Genomic DNA, 24,752 nt, shown 5'->3' with positions numbered 1-24,752 from the left:
CTCCTTATTTTAGGACAGTAGTTTTATCGTTATGTTTTTGGACTAAGAGAAACGCAGTACGATTAGGAGAACTGTCTTGAATATTTTTCGCTTTTATTTCTAAACCATAGAGTTGTGCACAACGCTCTGGAGCAATTACAGCAGAATGGGAGGGTAAGACTCCTTTTGCTAAGTCTTTTGCAGCTTTTGCTGTATCAATCCATTCTATTTGTCCTGTATTTTTAAATTGTTCCTTTAAAAACTGCTGACATTGAGCAAGTCCTTGTGGATGAGAGACGATATGCTTGATTTGACTTAGATCAGTATCATTCCTAGCGAGAAGACATTGATTAATTTCATGCCAAAACTCATCAACTGGTGTGAAGGAATGTTTTCCCATTGCAAGAAAAGCAGGTTTTACTAGCCCGCCTAAAAGATTGACAACCGGGATGATGCCTAAATCAATTACCCCATCTTCAAGAGCATTGAGTACACCTTCCATATCCAATAAATAAGCAAAAATAGAGTCGAGTCCCTTCTTTTTGGCATAAAGATAGGCGGCTTCTTCAGAAAATGACCCAACATCACCAGCAATACCAAATAAAACAGCCATTATTGCACCTCTCTTTTATTATTCATTTCTAATGTTTTCAATGCTGCTAACTCTAAAAGAAAAGACTCTGTTTGTTCCCAGCTTAAGCAAGGATCAGTAATGGATAACCCATTTAGATCTAGTTTATTAGGATTGATGGGATCGACTTTTTGGTTTCCTTCTTTGAGGTAACTTTCTACCATGAACCCTTTTACCAACTGTTTTAAATCGGGTCTATTTTGGAGACTCTCGATGATGGATAATGCAATTGATGGTTGTAACTGATGATTTTTTTTGCCATTAATCAGACAGTTATCATGGCTAACATCGATAACTACAGAAGGATTAATGATTTGATTGAGGTCCATCTGATGTTTTACTTCCTCAAGATGTGCAATAGAATAATTGGGGGCATGATTAGAACCACGTAAAACCAGATGAGCATGATGATTGCCATGTGTTTGTACTTCATAGCCATCAAAGACGGCAACATGGGGATGTTGTGATGCGATAATGCTATTTATTCCTACTGTCAGTGAACCATGGGTAGGGTTTTTTAATCCAACCGCGCAGTCTAGAGCAGACGCAAAAATGCGGTGTTCTTGATCTTCTGAGCTGCGAGCACCAATAGCTACCCATGATAAAAGCTCAAGAAAACCTTTGGCATTGTGGGTGAATAGAGCTTCATCAGCGATAGGAAGGCCCATCTCAATAACTTTAATCATCATATCTCGTGTGTATTTTATTCCTGAGGCAATATCAGGTGCTAAGAATAAGTCGGGTTGATTAACAGGACCTGTCCAACCCTTAGTTGTACGAGGTTTTTGGATGTAAACACGCATAATTATTTTTAAGGCGTGTTTTACTTTATGATTTAATTGTACTAAACGATTTGCATATTCTAAAACAGCTTTCTTAGGCCAGGCAGAGCAGGGACCAACTATCATTAAGAGACGTGTATCTCGCCCTTCCAAAATCGCTTTAATTTCCTTTCGATCTTGGGCAATTTGTTGATAAGCAGAAGGGGATAAGGGTAATTCTTGGATAATTTTTTCTACTGGCGGTAGTTTTTTTAAAATTGAATAACTCATCTTTGCCTCCTGGAACAAGAAACAATTATGGAGAGTTCGTGGGGATGATGAATTCTTGGGGGATGGCGCATGATTTACACTCCTCTTGGTTTCATCCAACTCCCTTACTTTTACCAGTCTGGGAATTCGGATGTCCAAAGCCCCCCAGACTAAGCTGGGGGTTGGAGCGTTAGTTAACTCTACCTACCACCCAGCCGCGGGCTAAAAAAGCTAAAATAAAAAAAGCCAGCAAAGACTTGTATCAAATCTGCTTTTTTATTTAACTTGGTGGTCTCAGTAGAATGGAACATGAATATTTATAAAAAAATCGCTGTATATTTAAAGTACACTATTGCGGTAGTGTTTGTCAATACACTTTGCGTTGTTTATTTTTTGTTCATTGGTAAGTTCTCATTCAATCCATTCTTGATTAATATGATTAAAATTCGATCTTTTATTGCTATGAACCCAGATATGGCTTTATTTGTAACAGAGAGTTAAATTAATGAATATTTTCTTATCATTTATGAGGTTATGAGTAATAATCAAGCTGTTAGAGAAGATGATCTAGATAACTAAATTAGCTTACTCGACAATACCCACGTTATGACTTAATACGTAATGTAATTTTAATACAAAACAAAAGGTAAATTATCATGCAAGGTATGGTTAATATTGCTGGTGGTGAAAAAAATAATGAACTTTACCAAGAATATCTCGAATTCTATCGAAAGAAATTTCCTAACCATGCACGCATTTTAGCAAATATATCAGTCTTTTTATCGGATGCATCACTCATAGCAAAGTCTTTGCAAAACTTAGAGCAAGAAGTCAAGTTTTTGTGGGATTTAGAGAATTCCAATAGAAATGGGTTGCAAGCGCTAGAGCTTAGGAAACCGAAGCAATATTGCAGTTTTATGGATCTCTTATGGCCTAGTCCGGACGAAGAGCTCACTACAAATAAAACAAATAATCTACTAAGCAAGGTTTTGCTTTATAAAGAACAAAAGTATGGAATAAATTTACATGAAACTCCAATTCAAAGACCAGTACCTAGTTTTATTGGATTTATAAGCAAACTAGAAGCAGATGAGGTTTTAGAAAGAAACGAATTATGGAGTGAAGAAAATAAGATATCCCCTTTATTTTTTCATGGCAAAGAAACTCATCGTTTACAATTTAATTTAATTATTAGTGCAGTTGAGCAAGGTATTCTTGATATAGGTGGATTAAGTATTCTTGAATTAAAAACTATTTTTGCAAAAATCAAAAATACTGAAACAAATCTGCCTGCTTGGGACTTAATGATTGATACCGTCGCTGTTGGAAACAATGCTAAAATGAGGAAAGATCATCCTTTACTTAAAAGACATATACCTACATCTATTACCAATGCGGCTGAACATAATTCACCCTATATTTATGTAATGGATCCCTATTTTTTCCATTCCTATTTAATGACTGTAGCAAGTACTAATTATCCTTATCTTGCACAATGTATTATTGAAAAATTTTGTAAATCTGCTTTTAAATTAAATGCAATTGAAAACTCGTTAGGTTATGAGAACACTTCAGACGGTTATCCTAATTTAGAAGAAATACCGCAATCCAAGCGCTCAGTAATGCATACCTTAGAAAGACAAGCATCTTCTTATAATAAGGCTGCAACGCATATTGTAAATAGCGAACACATTTTGCAATATCAACAAGCTAAAGAAAAAGGAGAGCAGGGCTGTGATGCAAACGATCCTATAAAATTACCACTTCGTAATGGAGAGGCCAGAAGCAATGGTTATATTTTTAGAGATACTGTTGGAATTGTTTTTTATAAAAAACCATACCATGGCTGGCAAGAATATAAAAAACAGAGAGAGCAACAACTCGATAATTTATCCATAGAAAATAAAGTTATCTAATTTATAAGTAAGTGTACCTAATCCCCATAAGCAGGCTATTCCCGCTATTTTGTGTGACTGTGCGTCATTTGCGTTTACCCTATCTTTTGTTATGGGGAAACACCGACATTAAGGTTTAGAACGAGTATTTCTTGAACCTCTAGCTAATGGTTTTTTACGGGGCTTAGCATAAGTTGAAGTCGTTTTTTTCTTTACCTGAGAATATTTTTTAGTTGTGGAAGATATATTGGTTTGAGGTACATTATGTTGGGGTTCAAAATCTTCGATTTCAATACGATTTAATTTGTGTTGAATCAATTTTTCTATTGACTGCAATTGATTTACTTCATCGGCACTTACTAGGGAAATCGCTAATCCTATTGCGCCAGCACGACCGGTTCGACCAATACGATGAACGTAATCTTCAGCAACTTGGGGTAAATCGAAATTAACGACACAAGGTAATTGATCAATATCAATCCCTCGAGCGGCAATGTCTGTAGCCACTAAAATATGTAACTCCCCAGATTTAAAATCATTTAAAGCCTTGGTACGTTGGGATTGGGATTTATTGCCATGGATCGCTGCTGCATGGATTTGTGCTTCAGCTAATTGTTTAACCAATTTATTAGCGCCATGTTTTGTCTTAGAAAATACTAATGCCTGGTTCCATTTATTTCTATGAATCAGATGGCTGAGTAATGCTGCTTTGCGGTTTTTATCAACTGGATGTACCGTTTGTTTTATTTTAACTACAGTTGTGTTCCGTGGTGTCACATCAATTTCTATGGGTTGATTGAGAATGGTTTTTACAAAACTACGGATTTCATCAGTAAAAGTGGCCGAGAACATAAGATTTTGTCGGTTTTTAGGCAGATAATTAATAATTCGTCTCATGTCATGAATGAAGCCCATATCGAGCATTCTATCGGCCTCATCGAGTACCAGAGTATCAACTTGATCAAATTGTATGGCGCGTTGTTGATATAAATCCAATAAACGCCCTGGTGTTGCAACTAATATCTCTACTCCAGAGCGTAGTTTCATCATTTGAGGATTAATTTTTACGCCACCAAAGACTACTGCTGAACGAAGTGATAGATAACGTCCATATTGAATGATATTTTCATGCACTTGACTGGCCAATTCACGCGTTGGAGTTAGAATGAGTGCTCGTGTTCTATTGCTTTGAGCTCGAGGTTTCGCGCTGAGTTCTTGCAAAATAGGTAACACGAAACTTGCAGTTTTTCCGGTTCCGGTTTGTGCTGAAGCAAGCACGTCTTTACCTGATAATACTTTTGGAATAGCTTGAGTTTGAATAGAAGAGGGCTCTTTGTAGCCTAATTCATCAATAGATTGAAGTAAGGGTTCGATTAAACCTAAAGATTTAAAACTCATGCTGTTTCCTTTATTTATTGGTATTTGTGAAAGAAGAAGCTGGTATTGATATTATTACGCAGTATGCTTATTTCATTGGCAATTATACCACGAATGATAATAAATATTGCTACATTATGATTTTAGTAAGCTTTACTTCTAAGTAGGAAACAGTTATTCCTAGTACCGGAGAAAGAGAAAGATAAGGCATGGATAGCTATAGCATGCAGCTATCCTGATATGGATAATCAACAGCTCATAAATATAGGTTAAGCATGGTAGCTTAATGGTGGAATTTTTTAATAAGCTCTAAGCGACAAAAGAGGATGTTGGGCAAAGCTTATATCGATTTTTTGCAGTCAGTGCCTCTAATCTTCAAAACTCTGAAACACCTCCCACTTCGATAATACCTAAAGATAATCCATTCCTCTCAATCGTAAAAAAACGAAATTATAATATTCTTTATTTTTTTTCATTTATAGTAGTATATTCTAGCCAAAGAAGAAGCTTACTTTGGCTAATTGTTCATTGTATTACCTATACTTACAATGTTTTTCTAACCCTTACTTTTAATGCATAGCCTCAAATTTAACTTTATAGAGAATTACTGAATGAAAAAGATTATTACTGCTTTAATGATTCTATTAACTCTAGTTCAGAGTTCTTATGCTAATTCATCTGATTTTTCCCAAGAATTAATAAATCAACTGCTAGAACGACACCTGAAAAACTTTTCAGGTTTTGAGCACCAGTACTTTGGGGATCAGATTAATCTTCGCTTTTATAATAATAATTCTGATAAGTTGTTGCATTTGCCTAATGGTTTAATCCTGACTTATGGTCAAATCGTAATGTTAGCGGGGGATTTATTTGGTGATCCGCAACACCCAATCTCAACGTGTCCCATGGATAAACGCAAAGAATGTTTTAATCTTCAATTTTATGCTTTGGCAGGAGATAAGGACAAAAATAATTGTCAAACTCCTCGTACACAAGCGGAAAATCTTATTCAATATCAGGAACAGATTGCACAACTTCTAATGGATTGGCGATCCCAAGGAAAGGCGGATTCGGAGTTTTATAAGGAATATGGTTCAGCAATTAATAAAAAACTAAATCGCTTGACTTGTGGTGGTAGTTTTATCAGTGATTATATTCCTTTTGGTAATTACTTAAAGATTTCGGAAGCTAATTTCGATCACTATCAGCCTGACTCATTAATTGCTTATGAAGTTGGTCATCAAGTAGCTCTTGATACAGCATTGCTTGGTTATCAACAAAAGATTAAAGGTAATGTTGCTCATGCGGAGCAGTTATTGGAGTTAGCATATGCTCAAAATGCTTTTGCAAATCACTACTTGAGTGATTCTTTTGCCTCTGGTCATATACGAACACCTCGACTTGCAATAGAAAAACAAGTCTTCTTACCTTCTATTCTAAATTTACTGCTCGCTAATCTAATGCATGATGAAGATAATCGATTAGGGTTAAATGTTGTTAATCAGGAGGGTACTTTTTGGACTGTCTATGGCGATAACTATCTTTTTAAAGAAGAAGCAGAATTACAACGTATTATCTTATTGCAAGCTATGCAGCGCTCTGCAGATAATATTTATGATACTTTTGAGTCAGGTAATTTTCCTGAACATTTTAGTGAACTAAAGTTAGTACCGCTATTAAAAGAAGTGGAGCAACTAAACCAGACTTCACCTTTATTTAAAGTGGACAATGGTATCTTATTAAAGAGAAAAGATGGGCATGATCCTTATAATTTTGAGTGGACTGAAAATTGGTCTGGATTAATTACATTATTAGAATTGGAGTGGTAAAAGCGTACTTAACACTTTTGGCTCGAACTTGTAAAAAGTCATAGGATTGCTATAAGAGTTTTTCATTTTGCGACAGCGGAACTCAGTGTTTACAAGATTGCATCTCTCTACAAGGTTTAAGAGATTCTTCTTCATATTTTTTTATTTGATGTAAAGTGGTTAAAAATTAGCTTCCAATCAACCATTGTTTCACCAACTCAATTTCATTTTTTTTCATCAATGAAACAGGGTGATCAATATCGGGAATGCTTATTGTTTTTAAAGTGGTTTGCAATTGCTGCATTTTTGCTACTGTATCATTCGATAAAACATCAGATAATGATGCATGAAGCAATAAAATCGGACATTGAATTCTGCTCCATAATGCCCATTGGGGAATATTATTTTGAGTGGCTAAGATCACATTTTCAATTATTTGAGGATCATAAGCTAATTGATATTGCTTCATTGGATTCTGCCATACGCCACACATCGCAAGGTGTTGCCATTGCTCAGGGCTTAATTGCGCAAAACTTGAATAGATTTTTTTTAAATATGCTTCTACCTCGCCTAATGTTTCAAATGATCGCTCGCTTCCTTCTTTACCATAAGCAATAATTCGTTGTAATGCCTTTGTATCAACGAAAGGCCCTATGTCATTGAGAACTAGTTTTTTAATAGGTGATTTTTTCATTGCCGCCATTACTATACCGATAATTCCCCCCATAGAAGTACCTAAATAGTCAATTTTTGTTACAGCTAGCTGAGCTAATAGGATGGTGATATCAGAAAGATAAGTCAAAGTAGAATAATCTTTAGGGCTACCTACTTTATCACTTAATCCACGTCCTACCATGTCGGGACAAATAACACGATAATGCGATGATAATACTTGAGCCAAGTCATCAAAATCTCTCCCATTACGAAATAAACCATGCACACATAACAAAACTTTGGGGTTATTAGAATCACCCCATTCATAATAAGTCATATTATGAAAACCCTGACTGTCTATTCCCATAACCTGATGTTTTTGCATGCATCAGCTCCTTTTAGAATACTCCATCTTTCATAGATTATAGACTACCGAGTTGTATTGGCTAGAAGAGATAACATACTTGTCTTGTGACGCTTAAAAAGTAATTTCATTCGATGATGGACTAGTTTTTGGTGTGAAGGAAAGCATCAGTTTTAATGGTATTTTAAATTGCATTCATAAAGATTACTAATATACCATATGGAGAAATGATTAAATTAGACCAATAAAAAATAAATCTAAATGAAAATCTCAGGACGCTTAAAAAAATTAGCTTCAAAAAAAACTTCAAAAAAAATCACTTTTAATCATTTACTCAATAAATTTCAACAAAAGGATAATCTTTTTTTGATTATTTTATTGGCTTTTTTTGCTATTACTCCTATATCTTTTATTCCAGGAGTTACAGTACTATTTGGATTTTCTATCGCCTTAATTTCCGCCCAAATTTTAATAGGTCACAATAAAATTTGGTTGCCCATGAAACTTAAAAATAAGCAAATACCTGATGATTTCAATGAAGGAATATTAAAAATCGTACCGTATGTGGTATTTCTAGAAAAATATATAAAAAAGAGGGCATTATTTTTTAGTTCTAAATGGATTAAATACCTTTTTATTGGTTTTATATTTATTTTAAGTATTTTATTAATGATCCCCATTCCGTATCTAGATTTTATTACCTCCTTTGCTATTATCTTGATCTCTATAGGATTAATCGAAAAAGATGGGTTTCTTTTAATTATGGCCGCTTTTTTGATAATAATTTATGTATTTATTTTGTTTTATGCTTTAAATTCCAGCATTATTATAATTTATAAAGGATTTCATTGGATTAAGTCACTTTGAAGGAAAGATTTATCCTATTTATTAAGAATACTGAGATAATCAATTTATCTGCAAATAAAATAAAAAAAGCAGAGGACCACATTGCCAAAATTTGGCCTCAAAAAAGGGATTGGTATATCGAATAATTGATACGATGATTACCCAACTTTATTCGGGTGTTACAAAATTACCCCAGAAAAGCACTTAATTTATTGTCGATCTTAGGGTTTTTCAATAAAAGTGCAATTTGATGCTCCTGTATATGTCCTAATCTTATAAACGAAGAATGATTTATAGGTAACACCATAGGCAAAGCACATGATTTAGGTTAAAGTTCTTCAATTAATTTAAATGAGTCTATTTCCTTTATGCAACATCGGTTTGTTCATTTACGTATTCACACAGAGTTTTCTTTAGTTGATGGTTTAGTGCGGGTAAAACCTTTAATGAAGGCTCTACCTTCACGAGGAATGTACTCTGTTGCATTGACTGATCATTGTAATTTATTTGCTGCTGTGAAACATTACAAAAGCGCGATTGATGCTGGAATAAAACCTATTATTGGCAGTGACTTACCCTGCCATAATCCTGAACATCCTGATCGTTTTTTTTCTCTGATTCTTTTATGCCTTAATTCCGAGGGATATAAAAACTTAACGTGCCTTATTTCAAAAGCATATCAGGAAGGACAGTATCAAGGTCAACCAAGGGTACAACATCAGTGGATTACAGAATATTCAGCTGGACTTATTGCATTATCGGGAGGAAAGTGCGGAGATATTGGACAAGCTTTATTAGCAGATGATGAAGAATTAGCAATAAGTCGAGCATTATATTGGCAAGAGCTATTCCCCAATCGCTTCTATTTAGAAATCCAACGAACAGGTAGACCTGATGAGACACTTTATAATGAAAAGCTAATTGCTTTAGCTAATAAATTGAAATTGCCATTAGTAGCAACAAATGATGTACGTTTTCTGGATAAAGACGATTTTGAGGCACACGAGGCACGTGTCTGTATTCATGAGGGGTACACTTTAGCTGATCCTAGAAGAGAACAGAAATACAGTGCCCAACAATACTTACGCTCAGCAGATGAAATGATCGCTTTATTTGCTGATTTGCCTTCAGCACTTACAAATACTGTAGAGATAAGCAAACGATGTACTGTGAAACTAGATCTTGGGAACAATTATTTACCTAATTTCCCTATTCCTGATGGTTCTACTGTTGAGGACTATTTGTCTCATTTATCTAAAATTGGCTTGGAAGAACGTCTTCTGCAAATATTTAAAAACATATCGCCAGAGGAGTTACTCATTTCTCGACAAGAATATGACGAAAGACTCCAGATTGAATTAGATGTGATTAACAATATGGGATTTGCTGGTTATTTCCTGATTGTGGCTGATTTTATTCAATGGGCAAAGAAAAATGGTGTGCCTGTTGGACCAGGACGTGGTTCTGGAGCAGGTTCATTGGTTGCTTATGCCTTAAAGATTACAGATTTAGATCCTTTAGAGTATGAGTTGCTGTTTGAGCGGTTTTTGAACCCTGAGCGAGTATCCATGCCTGATTTTGATATTGATTTTTGCATGGAAGGGCGCGATCGGGTCATTGATTATGTAGCCGAAAAATACGGCAGACAAAGTGTGTCGCAAATTATTACTTTTGGTACTATGGCTGCAAAAGCAGTCGTGCGTGATGTGGGACGTGTATTAGGACATCCTTATGGATTTGTTGATAAATTAGCTAAATTAATTCCTTTTGAATTAGGCATCACGTTAAATAAAGCATTAGAACAAGAAGAAGAACTTAAGCGTCGCTATTCTGAAGAAGAAGAGGTTAAAGAACTTATCGATCTGGCATTAAAACTGGAAGGCATTACGCGAAATGCAGGAAAACATGCAGGAGGTGTAGTGATTGCTCCTTCCCAGTTGACTGATTTTACAGCCATTTATTGTGAAGAAGGCTCTACGCAAATTGTAAGCCAATTTGATAAAGATGATGTGGAAGCAGCGGGTTTAGTTAAATTTGACTTTTTGGGTTTACGAACGCTAACCATTATCGATTGGGCCCTAGCCATCGTCAACAAACAACGGAGTTGTGAAGGATTACCCTCAATTGATATTAGCCACATCCCAACTGATGATCCGGTATCCTTTGATTTGCTAAAGGCGTGTAAAACAACTGCGGTATTTCAGCTGGAATCACGTGGAATGAAGGAGCTCATTAATCGCTTACAACCTGATTGTTTCGAAGACATCATCGCTTTAGTTGCTTTATTTAGACCAGGTCCCTTACAGTCAGGAATGGTGGATGATTTTATTGATCGTAAACATGGTCGTGCTGCGGTTGATTATCCTCATCCTGATTTGGAGCCTATTTTAAAGCCTACCTATGGAGTTATCTTATACCAAGAACAAGTTATGCAAATCGCACAAGTTTTAGCAAATTATACTTTAGGTTCTGCAGACTTATTGCGTCGCGCCATGGGAAAGAAAAAACCTGAAGAAATGGCGAAACAACGAGAAATTTTTACCGAGGGAGCGACGGCAAGAGGAGTTGATGAAAAAGTAGCAACTCATATTTTTGATTTAATGGAAAAATTCGCGGGCTATGGGTTTAATAAATCTCACTCAGCAGCATATGCTTTGGTAGCTTATCAAACTGCATGGCTTAAAGCCCATTATCCAGCGGCTTTCATGGCGGCAGTAATGTCTTCGGATCTGGATAACACAGATAAAGTAGTTACTTTTATCGATGAATGTGCCCATATGAAGTTAAAGGTTTTACCTCCTTCCATCAATCATTCCATGTATCAATTTACCGTTATTGACGATACTACTATTATTTATGGTCTTGGTGCTATAAAAGGGGTAGGGGAATCCGCAATCGATTGCATTATCGAGGCACGAGACTCAGGAGGGAGCTACTCCGATTTATTTAGTTTTTGTCAACGGTTGGATTTACGTAAAGTGAATCGGCGCGTATTAGAGGCCTTGATCAAAAGCGGTGCCTTTGATGATTGGAAGGTAGAAAGAGCAATATTGGCCGCTTCCTTAGAAAAAGCATTAAAAGTAGCAGAGAAAGAACACCAAAATCAATCCAGTGGTCAATTTGATTTATTTTCATTATTAGATGATGGTACCAATGAGCAAGAATACGTTTTATGCAAACCTTGGTCTGAAGCACAACGCCTGGAGGGTGAGCGGGAAGTATTGGGTTTTTATTTGACTGGACATCCAGCAGATCAGTATCGACGTGAATTTAGTGATTTTATTGTACCAATAAGCCAATTAAACCCATCAATGCATAAAAAAGCAACTGTATGTGCCCAGGTAGTAGGACTTCGTAGGGTTGTGACAAAACGAGGTAAAAAACTGGTGATTCTTGGCGTGGATGATTCTACAGCACGAATGGATATTGTTATTTTTGATGAGCTTTTTGAGTCTTTTTCATCTACTTTGGCAATAGGCAATATGCTTGTTGTTGAAGGTGATGTAGCGCATGATGATTATAATGGCGGGGTGAAAATGAGCGCGAGCTCACTTTATGATGTACCCACTGCACGTACAAAATTTGCTCGGTGTTTGGAGTTGCGTGTGCATGCTGAACAACAAGGCATTTTACCATCCATTCAAGCTTTGTTAAAAGCACATATTGGACGTTGTGCTGTCCAGTTTTCCTATTCTAACGAATATGCAAAAGCACAATTAAGTTTGGCACCACAATGGCAGATATTACCTAGTGATGAGTTACTTGGACTTTTAGCAAATCTCTTAGGTGACGATAAAGTTATAATGAAATATTAAGTTTAAAATTTATATAAAAGCTGCTGGCGCATTTTGAAAAATCTATGAGGCAGGACTTAAGTTTTTATATTTCATGTTCGTAAAAGATCAGCCTGCTCGCTCAGCCAAGATTCACCATTCCCCTGACCTCTTACGCATGCTCAAAACTCAAGTTCCAATTTCTGATTTTTTACCCTAGAATAATCCGTCAGGTATGCATATCCTTTAAATCTGTATCGCTAGGGTACATATACTCTACTCTTGGTAATTTTATTCTTAGTCGGCTAATAATTTATCCATTTTCGCAGCGCAAATGAAATCATTATGACTCAAACCTTTGAGTGCATGGGTCATGAAATGAACATGACAATAGTTATAACCGATTTCTAAATCCGGATGATGATTTTCAATATTGGCTATCCAGGCAAGGGCATTGACAAAGGCCATAGTTTCATAAAAATTTTTAAAGGACAAACTGCGCTTAATGCTACAATTATCCGCACTGACTACCCAATTTTTATCCAATTGAGGTAATAAATTTTTTATTTGCTCTGCATTTAATGCAGTCCCTATACCTTCGCATGATTCACAATGTTTGCTGCTTAAGTCACTAGTCATTTTATTTCCTTACTTATAATAATTATTTAATGCCTCAAGAAAGCGAGTGTTTTGCTCCTGGGTGCCTATGGTGACCCTAATGTAATTGTCCATTTTATATGGATGTAAAGGACGAACAATAATACCTTTATCCAAAAGATAGTTATAGAGTGGCATTCCATTTTCTTTACAATTGAAGGTAAGAAAATTGCATGCTGAAGGTAGATAATCAATATTTAATTCATCTAATCCTTGGCGTATTTGCTGCATTCCATCTGCATTAGTCTGTAAGCTCAACCGCAAAAAATCTTCATCATCTAAAGCTGCATAAGCGGTATTGAGTGCTACCTGATTAACGGTAAAAGGCAATTGTACGCGTAGTAAAATTTCAATAATAGACGGATGTGCGATGGCATAACCGAGGCGCACACCCGCTAATCCGTAAATTTTTGAAAAAGTTCGGGTTACTATTAGGTTAGGGTGTTGCGCTATCCATTCAATGCTATTGTAACGCAGTTGCGATTCTGCAAATTCAAAATAAGCCTCATCAACCACTAATAAAGTATTTTCTGGTATATATTCTAAGAGGCGTTTTATTTCATTTGGATCCACGGGCACGCCTGTAGGATTATTTGGATTTGCTAAAAAAATGATACTCGTTTCGGAGGTGCAGGCATGAATTAAGTTGTCTATATTGATTTCCCAGTTTGGATTAATTGCTACGGTACGAACTGGAATATTGAGTGAGTGTGCTTGAATGGCATAAGTACTGAACGCATACTCATGGGTCAGTATATGCTTTTCATTATGTAAGCCGAAACAAGTAAGTAACATATTGAATATAAAATCTGAACCATTACTTAAAAAAAGCTGATTGCTATTGATCTTGAGTTTATTTGCCAGTTTGATCATTAAAGGATGATTGATTGGCGAAGGATAAGTAGCAAGCACATGAGAAGACATATTTTGCAATGCAGCTAAGGCTAAGGGGCTACAACCTAAAGGATTTTCGTTACTCGCCAATTTAATAATATTGCTTATTCCTTTTTCATGCGCTAATTCCTCTATAGATTTTCCTGGTTTATAAGGAACTAAAGCGCGTATTCCTGGATGAGGTAATTGTTGAAAATTAACTGCCATAAATCATTCCTTGCCTTTTTAAGAATTTAATATTATTCAACTAAAATAGTCTATTACGGTGCATTTTTTCAAAACAAACTTTACACTGCTTTAGCAAGCTCATTCAAGTATTTTCGTGGCTGAGACATAAGATCGTTATTATCACTCACCAAATGACCCGATAATGTTGTTTAAAAAGCTCATAATGATAAGTTTTTGATTTTATTTAATGATTAATAAAAAAATAATAGATGTTTTTCTTGAATTTTTTATTTCATGACATTACCCTTTGAGGGGCAAATCCAACTGAAGGAAAATGGAATATGAATCAGCAAAAGGGATTTTCCCTTATCGAAGTATTATTGTCTTTATTATTAGTAACTACTCTAGCCCTCGCATTATTACAGCAACAATCACAAAGCAAATATATGTTAAATCAGTTGATGAAAAGGATACAAGCGACTCATTATTTGGATCAAATTGAAGAAACTTTACCGATCCAAATTAAAAAAATCCCATTCCCTCCTACGTTTTTCCATCTAGTGTTACAGCATCAAGATCGAGAAATATTTGTAAAACTTGCCTGGCATGAGCAATTAGATTTCATAATTCGGAAACATAGTTCTATTGAGCTAAAGTAAAATGAAAAAACAAGGCGGTATGAGTCTTTCAGAGGTCTTGATCAGTCTTTTTTTAGCAAGTGTGATTATGACTGCGTTAATTCAGTTTTATTTAGAAAGTAAGCATCAATACCTGGAGATGGAAAAAGTTCTAGAGGCTGAGTTTGATGTGCAATGGGTGGATGATTTATTAAGTGACAGTATTCGGCGTGCGGGATTCACTCCTTGTTTAGGCCTTGATCAATTAAAAGTGACTGATCACAGGAATTATCAGAATAATGTTCATGCATTGAACGTTAAAAATCAGCCCTCGCAATTCATTCAAGTGAGTCGAATGAAAGAACATTTTGCAAAGTTAATTAAAATAGAAAGTCCAACTACTCTGTTAGTGCAGCATTTGGTTTCGCTAAATGAAAAACGACCTTTATTAATTGCTGATTGTAAGCATGCTGAAATACATGAACTCATAGGTGTTAATCAGCAAGTTAACGAAACACGAGTTATTTTAAAAAAGCCCTTACTCCATTTTTATGAAACATCTGCTTACGTGGGTGAGTTTTTAGAAGAGCGTTGGTTTATTAAGAAAAATGCTAAAAGAAAAAATGCTCTTTATTATCAATCGATACAAGCCGAAGAGGTAACCTCTTTAGTTCATTCTTTATCTCTGGAAAAACAGTTTATCCAAGGCAAACAGTTTCTTGAAGTCACTTTAGGCTTAGAAGATGATAAGACGCATAAGATTATGGTTGCAGTACGTGGATCATGAAAAAGGAAAAGGGATTTATTTTTACAGTAACTTTGTTGATGATTACAGTGATTAGTTTGCTTTTGTTAGCTTCTATGCAACATATTTTGTTGTACCACAAGGTAATTAGCAGACAAGAAGAGTCACATAAGAATTTTTATAACTTAGAAAATGTAGTGAGACAATTATCCCAAAAATACTTGGCGTTATCTGCTCCCAACTGTGTTATTGAAGAGATCTCCCAGAGCCAAGTGCTCCATAAATTACTTCATCATCAAGGTTGTTCTTTGTCGAATGAGGGATTGCGGTATGAGTATCTTATTGAGGATTTAGGTAATTTTCCTTGCCTAGTTACTCGTGTTAAGAATCAGCAGTATGCAACACATCATCAGCGATTATCTGTTGTTCAACTTGATAAGGGCAAACCTTTATCTTTTTTACAAGTGAGATTAATTGCTGTTGGAAAACTGACAAATTGTCTTGTTAAAGAGCGTGTTACTCCTCTAGGGATAAGCAGTTGGTGCTACTTAGCCTTGAGTTAATTCAGAGCGATGGATGACACAGTTTTGAATTTTTGAATAAAATACAAATAAATTTCAACGAATTTTTATTGTTTATTTACAATTTTTAAAAAGTATTTAAAATCAAAAAATTATTAATTCAAATTTTTTCTTAATCCGATTAGGTAAACGCACTTAAAATGTGAAAATCGCGCATTTTTGTTGCAATACATTCCATAACGTGTAAAAATTGTCCTCCTTATGAAAACGAAAATACTTTATACAACATTTTTTCTCACTTTAATCGTCTTTAGCATTTCGCTCAGGGTATTTTGGTTCATCAAACAGCAGCCACCAAAGCAACCTGAAATTATGTTTAAAGAGGCTGATTTTGAACGATTACCTGGATGGAAGTCAGCTGATTTAAAAAAATCTTTGCAGACATTTCAAGTATCTTGTCGTGCTTTCATTCGCCAGAACCCAGAGCAAATTGTTGGTACCGAGCAGATTGACCTGCGCGTAAAAGATTGGCAGCCTGCGTGTGAGGCAGCTTTAAAAATTACTCCTGTTGCAGAAAAACAAGCCAAGCAATTTTTTGAAGAATGGTTTACTCCCATAGAGTTTACAGATAACAATGGCAAACCAGGTTTGTTTACAGGTTATTATGTACCTGCTATTAAAGGCAGTTATACTGAATCCAAAGAATTTCATGTTCCTATTTATGAAACACCTAATGATTTAGTGACGGCTGATCTGGGATTGTTTTTTAATGATTTAAAAAATCGTCGTATTGTAGGTCGATTAGAGGATAAGAAATTTGTTCCTTATTACACACGCGCGCAAATTAATAATGGTGCTATCGAAGAAAAAGCAAAGGTTCTTGTTTGGATTAATAGTCCTGTTGACCGTTTATTTTTAGAAATCCAAGGTTCTGGTGTTATCGAGCTCGAAGACGGTAATAATATTTATATCGGTTATGATGCTCAAAATGGGGCACCGTACACCGCAATTGCAGGTGTATTGATTAAGCAAGGAGTTATGACCAAGCATAATGCATCCATGCAGGGAATTAAGCGTTATTTAGAAGCTCATCCGAAACAAATGGATAAAATAATTAATCAAAACAAATCATTTGTTTTTTTCAAAAAAATGGCTGATGGGGCGGCTCTTGGTTCACAAGGTGTAGCATTAACACCTGGATATTCTCTTGCTATAGACAAACAATGGGTTCCTATGGGTGCTCCGCTTTGGTTAAATACCTCGCGACCAGATAGTGCAAAACCTGATGCGAGTAAGCCCATGCAACGTTTAATGATCGCTCAAGATACGGGTGGAGCTATTCGTGGGAAAGTGCGAGGAGATGTTTTTTGGGGCGGGGGCGAGAAAGCAACGCTAATCGCAGGTCATATGAAAAATGAAGGACATTATTGGATTTTGTTGCCCAAGCAAGCAATTTCTCGATTGGAGAAGAATAAGTTGATTTCCGAAAAATCAACTCAATTATGAAGCGAACTGTGTCCAGGAAAGCTTAAAATGTCCAGTGAGTTTTTTCATCCTGATTCCTGAAAGTGTCTACAAATAAAGAAGAGAACTCAGAAAGCTGTCATTCCCGCATAAGCGGGAATTTAGTTATAAAGTGTGTCAATAGAATTAACTTTGATGCTCAGTTACTGTTTTAATCGTAGCTGATTTATTTTCTGTTTCTTTTTTTTCAGATTTGGGATTATTAGGAACTTCTACACTATTTCTTAATGGTTGTGCTGTATTTCCTTTTAAAGCATCAGCAAGACTGATGAATTTGTATCCATTTTTTCGATACATTTCTATAATGTCTTCTAAGCATAAACTGTTTAGAAGATTTGCGTGTATCAATAAGATCTGTTTTACAGGTTGGCCATCACCTTTTTTGGCTCTGTGTTCTGCTAGAAGAGTTTGTTTCCAAATGTACGCCAAATAGCGTTTTTTAAAATCAGGAAGATTCTGTGCTCTTTTTCTATAGGGTATTTTATAGAATCGCGCATTAAACTCATAATCTTTGCTATCAATAGTTACAGGGGCTATTGTGTATTGATGCTCAGCCAAATACTCATAGACTTTTTGTTTTTTTGACCCCTTGCCTTCAGCCAGATAAGGATAACGGAAATATTTAGGTTCGGTCATGACTGGCGCTAAAATAGAATCTGCCCGATCTATATCTGCAATGTATTTAGCAGCACTCATGTTATTGAGGCTTTTGTGGGTATAAGTATGATTGCCTAAAGAAAAGCCTTGATTACGGAAAGCTTCTAACAAGTACCATTCATTTTTTGCTACTGCTTCGCCAATAACAAATCCTGTTGCGGGAACTTGGTTATCAACAAGTGCTTTAACTATAGCCATGAAGCGATCTTCAGTTCTTTTCAGGCTGGCTGGGGTACTAGAACCAGAGCCTACAAAGGGTAAATCATCAATGGTGATTGCAATTTCTTTTTCTTCAGCAAAACATGGAGAATTAAGTAGACACAACAAAAGAGCTACACCTGTCCATCGAAGTAACATGATATCCCCTATATTTATAATTGTTTTTAAATTTACTATAGTAGACAATTTTAAAAAATGCGTAATTTTTTATAACTTATTGTTTATAAATAATTTTATATGTTTTTATTCTTCAATGTAGGGTAGTCTGGTATCTTTTGTAAGGTGATTATCTATAGACTTTATATTGATTTCTCATTGTTTAAAATATATTAATTAACTCTGGCCCATTTATTTGGATGGTTAAAAATGAAATTTATCATTACTAAAAAAAATAGTGCGGACTCAATAACTTTGAATCTTGAACCAACAGCAACAGTTAATGATTTATTTTTAGCTCTTTATGAGTATCGAAGTAAAAGCTATAGACATTTGTCTTTTAACGAATATCAAAAGTATATTTCGGTATATCAATATTTTTTATACGGAGATCAATTTAAAAAGAAATGGCTTCCTGATCTCCCTTTAGTCGATTTTCAACCCCAAGATCCGTGTTATTTAACTTGGGAAGAATCTACAGAGAGTCAATACCTTTTAACGGGTAATAACTTTGAACCTAGAGGAAGTAGTGTTCTTTTTTGGCAAGCCAATACGAAATCTAATAAGGGTGAGATTGATGAAGATGTGCCAGTTCAGAGCAGAGAGGGCATGGGCTTTAGTTAATCTTCAGTAGAACGACTCAATTTAAAAAAATGTTGCAGCCAATAAAATTCTTACTCCAAATTCATGTTAAATTTGAGTATGACCTCCCCTAAGGCGTTATCTACCTTAGGGGATATCCCTTTATAAGCATCTTTTATTAGGATTATTCGCGCAGTAGTGGGCATAATACATTCTTAGCTTAGAGGTAAATGCATTTGGTTCTTGATCTAGAAGAAAAATTAGCTCGGGTTGTAACAATAGATAATCAGATTTTCTTAAGATATGAGTATAAAGTGACTCACTACCTGGAGAAAACCATTTGGTAAATAATGGAATAATGGTGGCACTTTCATTGGAATTAATACGACGATGAATGTCTGTAATTAATTCTTTACGGACATCAAAAAAATTTTGAAAGCTATGAGTTTGATTTTCATGGTAGTAACGCAAAATAATTTGACCATATTCATCTTTTCGAATCCCGGCATCAAAGTTTAATGACACGATTACTTTTTTTGCTTCTTCAATGTTAAAAGGAGCTCCCATTAAATCTTGCCCATTGTGTTCATGAATATAGTTTTTTAAGTATTCAATTGCTTGATCGGTTACAGGATCAAAATAGGCATTAATAGTGTAGTTCTTAGCAATATCGGGGTTTTCTGCATCATAACTACAATAAGCGATTATATTATAATAAATCATTGTAACGGGGAGCTTCTTGACAAAGAATTCATTAATTTTTTGGTGTACTTGCTCACAATTGAGAGTAGGGTCTTGTAGTGGTATTTCTTCCATACGCACTACATGGGTTGGGTAGTCTATAGTTCTTTGCGCAATGGGTAATCCAGAATCGCTATTTATTGGGTTAGAATACCTTTTGACGAGTGTATCCGGTGGGGCTAATTTGGGAACAACTATTTCCGTTGCAGCATGTAGTGTATTAAATAATAAGCTTGTCAGTAATAATACATAAGAAGGTATTTTCATTGTTCATCCTTGTTAAGTTAGAAATCCATTTCACAACAACAAATTATTCTAGAACCAAAAAACTCAATGCACAATGTTAGATATAATTTCTTCGAGAGACTTTCTAGAGAATCAGCAAAACATACATTAACTGACTAGTGGATGGTCCAGGTAATAATGCTGGCTGTATAGTAAGAGATATGACTTTGGTTACCGTACCAATACTGATTGATAGGTAAAGAAATACCAACCTGAACAACTACCTTAGGAGTAGAAAACCAAAGGGAGGGAGTTACGTAAATGATATTTCCTCCTGTATTCGGAACTGTATTTGATGCGAGTGTAGTCTTGGCACTATATTGGCCATTTAATTCGAGTAATCCTGCAAATATGTATTTTTTTTCTTTACTTTTGATATCACGGCCTATTCCCAAGTTATAATAATATTGTTTTCCTTCCTGAATTAAATCATGCTTTTCAATGAGTAATGCCCCAGGAGCTAAAAAACCATACCAATCAATGAACATCCGAGAATATGTAGCACCAATAAAATAGCTATTTACACTAAAGCTGGCAGGTGAGTTTTTTCTTGAAAATCCGGATACTCGTTGCCGTGGATTATTTTTTTTAGAAATTGCATCCAAATTACTTATCGGGAACGTGGGTGAGAAAATAATGGTTGCCTGGTCGGAATATTTTGAATTTTCGAAATTATAAAAAGCATATTCTAAATCAATAGCAAGATCGCCTATTCCAGATCGAGTTATAGTGCCATTATTATATCTGAAAGCATAAGGTAACGTGACCAGGAGAGACATGGAGTCTGTAATTCCATAAAGTAGGGAGGAATCTCCCTCTAAAATGCTTTGTCCTTTGCTATATATATAACTGGGAAGATATGAAGCGATGAATTGATTTTTATCAATTATATTTTGCCCAAAGGAAAAAAAAGGACCTGGTTGTTGCGATGTCTCTAAAGAATAATTCCCTAGGAGGGGGGCTCGTTCGTTAATGAAGGCTGATTCGCCTCGGGTTTACTGGTGTAAATGATTAGTAATAAAAATAATCCTCTAAGTCCTAGAAGATAAATTCGTTCTTGCATCCTGCATTTCCTTTAAATCAATTGGTTTTATCAAACTAATTAAATTATCTTAATGTACATCCGGTTTTAAATATAATATACACAAAAAGCTGGCCACCAATGCTGTAACGCAGCAAAGTATAATGGGTAAAATAAGAGAAACCACGATGAGTAAACCACCAAAAAGACAAATGAAAGCATCACCTAATGTTCGTAAACTTAATTGCGCGCCCATAACTTCTCCTTGAATAGCAGAGTGAGCCCTATTTGAAATATGAATCGTCATGGTTGTCGTAACGCTAGTGATGCTAAAACCAATCAGCGCGAAAAATAAAAACATAGGAACACGATATTGAAAAGCAATCATGCAGGCAAAAATCAAGGCGGTGGCCATCATGGAAAGAGTAATGATTTTGTGAACAGGGATGTGTTTTGAAAGATGACGTGGAAGCCATGACGCACCTAAAGCAAGGGTTGCTGATAAAGCTGCATTATAAATAGCGATCATTGCCGGCGACATCAGCCATTTCCCAGCAAGATAAACTGGGCCAAACTCGTAAAAAATATCTACTGCGAAGGTAAAGAGGGTGCTGATAAGCAGCAACAGTTTTAAATGAGGGTTATTTTGAAATAATAACACGAATTGACGAACAATATTCAGTTGATCCCATACGGACTCTTTTGTCGAAATGCTCTGTCCTTTATGTTCTGGTAATTTCCACCAAGCAAGTACCAATGTTGCAATAGTAGCTAGGGCTGCGATAGTAAAAGGAAAAGTCCAGGAGAACCATGGAAGAATCTTTGAATCTGATAATAAACCACCAATGACTGGTCCAATAATATAACCAATAGCAGCCATGCTGTTGATTCTGCCAAAACTCACAAATTTGTTGATGGTGGTCAATTCAGAAGCGTATGCTCGTGCCACAGCAAAGGTTCCTTCCATAAATCCAGTGAAAAAGCGACTGAACAACAAGAGCCAAAAGCAATTTGTCCAAAAGGAGAAAACTGTGAATAAATAGCCAAGTAAACTCCCAGCTAAACTTAGAATGAGTATTTTTTTTCGTCCATATAAATCAGAGTTTTTTCCTAGAATGGGAGCGCCAATGAATTGTCCTAATGGAAACGTTGCCAGAGTAATTCCCAGTAAAATGCGTCTTCCTGTTTCACTCCAGTCAGCTCCAATAATTGAATGGCTACTTGAGTGTAAAAATAAAGGTGGAAAAATTGGGTAAGCAATGGATGAGCTAAGAAAGCTGATTAGAACAATTAATAAAATAATCCATAATTGTTTTTTTTCTTGATTGATTTGGGTATTCATTATTTATGTCAAAATAAATTTACCTTAGAAAGGTTCAAAGCTTAACATATGAATCAATAGGATATCCAACAATTTACCCAGACGCTTTAAAACCTATTAAAACAGGTGTTGCATCATTGCTGTCCTCTTTATTTGCTGTTATAAAAACACATAAGTTATTTAATTCTTTTTCAATATTAGTGGCTAGATGTTCTACAAATTTATAGCGCCCTTTGGAGTGATCATTTTTATATATGGTCAGATAAGTGTTACAATGATCTTGTATGGTGCATAAGGACTCAAGTCGTTTGGCCATACTGGTATCGGGAGGCAAATTTTTATACACTTCAATTGCATCTTTAATTTTTTGAGCTTCTTTCGAAGTAGTTATTCCTATAAAACCACTATCCCATAAAAGTATATGTGCATGGAAACTTTTAATTACTGTTATAGGTTCTTCTCCTGGCTTATTATCGATATTAATTTTCGTATATGCAAAATCACGTCCATTTAGGGCTGTGGTGCTTGATTCAGAAATTAAGTTGTTATAGATGGTGTATTCGTTCATGAGATCAAGATCAATCTGATTTGCCAATTGCTTGATTTGATTACTCCATTGCAGTTGTTCATTCGAAGGATTAGATTTGTTACATTTGTCACAGGCTAGTTCAATAACCTCCAGCGCCAAGTCCTTTTTATAAATTTCGCGTTCATATTGTTCGGGGAGTAAGTATTTTATTGTGTAATCGATACTTTCTTCCAATTTAATATACTTTTCTAAAGCAGCTTTTATTTCCTGCATTTGAGGTTGGGCAGCAATATCTGATTTTACAAATTCTTTTAAAGTTTCCTGGCTCTTTTTTTGCTGGGGAGTGGGGATGGGCCTTGCTTTGCTTTTATTTAAAAGTGCGATTTTTTCTTTTGCGTGATTTATTTTATCTAAAAAATCATGATCATGTGCTGAAAAAGCGCTTCTCATTTTCTTCCAGGATGTCGCAGATAGGGTATTTTTCAATTCACCAGCAGCTGTGTATACAGAGCCTACTGAGATCATCTCAGAGCTTATATCTTTCACAAAGAAAATATCAGGAAATACGTTAGAAACAATATTATTCCAGATATCTCCAGTTGCCTTCACTATATTGCGTAACGGTTTTAAATTTTTTAGTGCATGCGACAGTCCCGAAAAAATTTGTCCTCCTACAATGTAAAAAGGGGCGAGTACAATATCGAAAATCATCCACTTGACATCGCTTGGACTAGGACCACGACCGTAACTTATGGCTTCATTTGCCATTTTTACAACGGAAATGGCGGAGGCTGTATAAGAAATAAATCCGATTGTACCTAATATACCTGCGATAGGGAGAAGTGGAGGGAAAAAAATACCGGCTATGGCAAGGATTGCTGCCGGAATGCCAACTCCTAGGCCAATAAAGGAGGTTATTGTGGACAGATCGTTAGCAAGAGCTTCACGAAGCGTCGATTTCTTTGCGCCTTCATAATGACAGTCTAAGAGTCGCTTTGACAGAACCTCCAATTGAATTATTTTTTCTTGCTCATTATCATCAGCTTTGTTCCTTAAAGCATAAGCAAGCATCGTTATTTGCTTATGGGCTTTTAAACAATCCTGACGGGTTTGCATATTTAATAAAGCAGAGATATTAAGTGTTTTTTGAAAATCCTTTTTGATCTCTTCAAGTAATTGGGCTTCTTTTTGCTTTTTAGAACGATTAATTTCATATAAGGTTTGTGCAATCGCATGGAGTAAGCATCTTTCCTTTAGTAGTGCTAGGTATTTTGTGTATTTTTTTTCAAAATCATTGATTTCCTTAATTTTTAAGGGATCGTCTTTATATTTCTTTTGTGCTGTTTTAATTACTTCAGTAATTTCTACACTCGCAGGACTATCTTTGCCTTTCTTTTCTATCTTTGTTTCAAAAAGACGTGCACCAGACCACAATTCGGGAAAATTCAGGATGCTGTATTGCTGATTAACTATTTTAATAAAATCAAGAAATGAAGGAGCATTTTTTTTAACCCAAGTTTCATGTTCTGTTTGAATAGTTTGGTTAATGCTATTTATGTCTATATAATTTAGAGAAATAGCCATTTTAACCTCGAAACAAAGTACATCTTAACGTAATTATAGGCTCATTTTGAGGATGCTCACGGTTACAGAAGGTAAAATTGGAGAAATCTTTACGATTTTTTAGCATGGTGCATTCTTTAATGGCATTAAGCGTCCAAATCTTCTTACATCTTGCCGACTGCTAGAATCTCAAT

Annotated in this window: 20 protein-coding genes; 9 read left to right on the top strand and 11 right to left on the bottom strand. The window is 35.5% G+C overall.

What is annotated here, in order from left to right; genetic code table 11:
- Positions 1–4 precede the first annotated feature (4 nt).
- On the bottom strand, positions 5–592 hold the full coding sequence (locus tag DYH34_RS11010) for a prephenate dehydratase (protein WP_058465327.1): 588 nt from the start codon (positions 590–592) through the stop codon (positions 5–7).
- Positions 592–1,662 (bottom strand): 3-deoxy-7-phosphoheptulonate synthase, encoded by a 1,071-nt coding sequence (locus DYH34_RS11005; RefSeq protein ID WP_058465326.1) that lies wholly within the window; start codon positions 1,660–1,662, stop codon positions 592–594. Before DYH34_RS11005 ends, DYH34_RS11010 begins: the two co-directional genes overlap by 1 nt.
- 635 nt (positions 1,663–2,297) lie before the next feature.
- Here DYH34_RS11005 and DYH34_RS11000 point away from each other — a divergent pair.
- The gene (locus DYH34_RS11000; protein WP_058465325.1) at positions 2,298–3,557 is read left to right on the top strand and encodes a LirA/MavJ family T4SS effector; all 1,260 of its coding nucleotides are present in this window, start codon (positions 2,298–2,300) and stop codon (positions 3,555–3,557) included.
- 108 nt (positions 3,558–3,665) lie between these two features.
- On the opposite strand, the gene DYH34_RS10995 is transcribed toward DYH34_RS11000, so the two are convergent.
- The gene (locus tag DYH34_RS10995; protein ID WP_058465324.1) at positions 3,666–4,934 is read right to left on the bottom strand and encodes a DEAD/DEAH box helicase; all 1,269 of its coding nucleotides are present in this window, start codon (positions 4,932–4,934) and stop codon (positions 3,666–3,668) included.
- A gap of 590 nt (positions 4,935–5,524) precedes the next feature.
- Between DYH34_RS10995 and DYH34_RS10990 the strand changes: the two genes are divergently transcribed.
- Entirely contained in the window at positions 5,525–6,742 is a 1,218-nt protein-coding gene (locus DYH34_RS10990) for a hypothetical protein (protein WP_058465323.1), read from the top strand.
- A 166-nt stretch (positions 6,743–6,908) separates the two neighbouring features.
- On the opposite strand, the gene DYH34_RS10985 is transcribed toward DYH34_RS10990, so the two are convergent.
- Complete coding sequence (locus DYH34_RS10985) at positions 6,909–7,760, bottom strand: alpha/beta fold hydrolase (protein WP_058465322.1); 852 nt, start codon at positions 7,758–7,760, stop codon at positions 6,909–6,911.
- 240 nt (positions 7,761–8,000) lie between these two features.
- Here DYH34_RS10985 and DYH34_RS10980 point away from each other — a divergent pair, with 240 nt between their 5' ends.
- Positions 8,001–8,606, top strand: coding sequence for an exopolysaccharide biosynthesis protein (locus tag DYH34_RS10980; RefSeq protein WP_058465321.1), 606 nt, complete (start codon positions 8,001–8,003; stop codon positions 8,604–8,606).
- A gap of 347 nt (positions 8,607–8,953) precedes the next feature.
- Complete coding sequence (dnaE, locus tag DYH34_RS10975; protein WP_058465320.1) at positions 8,954–12,400, top strand: DNA polymerase III subunit alpha; 3,447 nt, start codon at positions 8,954–8,956, stop codon at positions 12,398–12,400.
- A 255-nt stretch (positions 12,401–12,655) separates the two neighbouring features.
- Here the strand turns inward: dnaE and DYH34_RS10970 are convergent, their stop codons facing one another.
- Positions 12,656–12,997 carry a 4a-hydroxytetrahydrobiopterin dehydratase gene (locus DYH34_RS10970; RefSeq protein WP_058465319.1) on the bottom strand — a complete coding sequence of 114 codons (342 nt, stop codon included), beginning with the start codon at positions 12,995–12,997 and terminating at the stop codon, positions 12,656–12,658.
- Positions 12,998–13,006: 9 nt separating this feature from the next.
- Entirely contained in the window at positions 13,007–14,116 is a 1,110-nt protein-coding gene (gene hisC, locus DYH34_RS10965) for a histidinol-phosphate transaminase (protein WP_058465318.1), read from the bottom strand.
- A 302-nt stretch (positions 14,117–14,418) separates the two neighbouring features.
- On the opposite strand from hisC, the gene DYH34_RS10960 reads away from it, so the two are divergent.
- The 4 genes from DYH34_RS10960 (at position 14,419) to mltA (ending at position 17,466) form a co-directional block, all read left to right on the top strand.
- Positions 14,419–14,736, top strand: a complete 318-nt coding sequence (locus DYH34_RS10960; RefSeq protein ID WP_058465317.1) for a prepilin-type N-terminal cleavage/methylation domain-containing protein — start codon at positions 14,419–14,421, stop codon at positions 14,734–14,736.
- 1 nt (position 14,737) lies between these two features.
- Positions 14,738–15,481, top strand: coding sequence for a PilW family protein (locus DYH34_RS10955; RefSeq protein ID WP_058465316.1), 744 nt, complete (start codon positions 14,738–14,740; stop codon positions 15,479–15,481).
- Entirely contained in the window at positions 15,478–16,002 is a 525-nt protein-coding gene (locus DYH34_RS10950) for a pilus assembly PilX N-terminal domain-containing protein (protein ID WP_058465315.1), read from the top strand. Before DYH34_RS10955 ends, DYH34_RS10950 begins: the two co-directional genes overlap by 4 nt.
- A gap of 219 nt (positions 16,003–16,221) precedes the next feature.
- Positions 16,222–17,466 (top strand): murein transglycosylase A, encoded by a 1,245-nt coding sequence (gene mltA / locus DYH34_RS10945; RefSeq protein WP_058465314.1) that lies wholly within the window; start codon positions 16,222–16,224, stop codon positions 17,464–17,466.
- A 144-nt stretch (positions 17,467–17,610) separates the two neighbouring features.
- Here mltA and DYH34_RS10940 read toward each other — a convergent pair whose 3' ends face one another.
- A complete protein-coding gene (locus DYH34_RS10940) occupies positions 17,611–18,498 on the bottom strand; it encodes a polysaccharide deacetylase family protein (protein ID WP_058465313.1) in 888 nt (295 codons plus the stop codon).
- A 228-nt stretch (positions 18,499–18,726) separates the two neighbouring features.
- Between DYH34_RS10940 and DYH34_RS10935 the strand changes: the two genes are divergently transcribed.
- Complete coding sequence (locus DYH34_RS10935; RefSeq protein ID WP_058465312.1) at positions 18,727–19,140, top strand: hypothetical protein; 414 nt, start codon at positions 18,727–18,729, stop codon at positions 19,138–19,140.
- 120 nt (positions 19,141–19,260) lie between these two features.
- Here DYH34_RS10935 and DYH34_RS10930 read toward each other — a convergent pair whose 3' ends face one another.
- The 4 genes from DYH34_RS10930 to DYH34_RS18405 all read right to left on the bottom strand — a co-directional run bounded on the left by DYH34_RS10930 (position 19,261) and on the right by DYH34_RS18405 (position 24,579).
- Positions 19,261–20,106, bottom strand: a complete 846-nt coding sequence (locus DYH34_RS10930) for an Lpg0189 family type II secretion system effector (RefSeq protein ID WP_058465311.1) — start codon at positions 20,104–20,106, stop codon at positions 19,261–19,263.
- A 134-nt stretch (positions 20,107–20,240) separates the two neighbouring features.
- Positions 20,241–20,903 carry a hypothetical protein gene (locus DYH34_RS10925; protein ID WP_238589514.1) on the bottom strand — a complete coding sequence of 221 codons (663 nt, stop codon included), beginning with the start codon at positions 20,901–20,903 and terminating at the stop codon, positions 20,241–20,243.
- A 333-nt stretch (positions 20,904–21,236) separates the two neighbouring features.
- A complete protein-coding gene (locus DYH34_RS10920) occupies positions 21,237–22,487 on the bottom strand; it encodes an MFS transporter (protein ID WP_058465310.1) in 1,251 nt (416 codons plus the stop codon).
- A 73-nt stretch (positions 22,488–22,560) separates the two neighbouring features.
- The gene (locus tag DYH34_RS18405) at positions 22,561–24,579 is read right to left on the bottom strand and encodes a hypothetical protein (RefSeq protein ID WP_238589513.1); all 2,019 of its coding nucleotides are present in this window, start codon (positions 24,577–24,579) and stop codon (positions 22,561–22,563) included.
- Positions 24,580–24,752 lie beyond the last annotated feature (173 nt).

The organism is Legionella cincinnatiensis (assembly GCF_900452415.1).
Classification (GTDB): domain Bacteria; phylum Pseudomonadota; class Gammaproteobacteria; order Legionellales; family Legionellaceae; genus Legionella; species Legionella cincinnatiensis.
The sequence above is the reverse complement of the archived record's forward strand: the minus strand, read 5'-3'. Positions and strand labels throughout refer to the sequence as shown.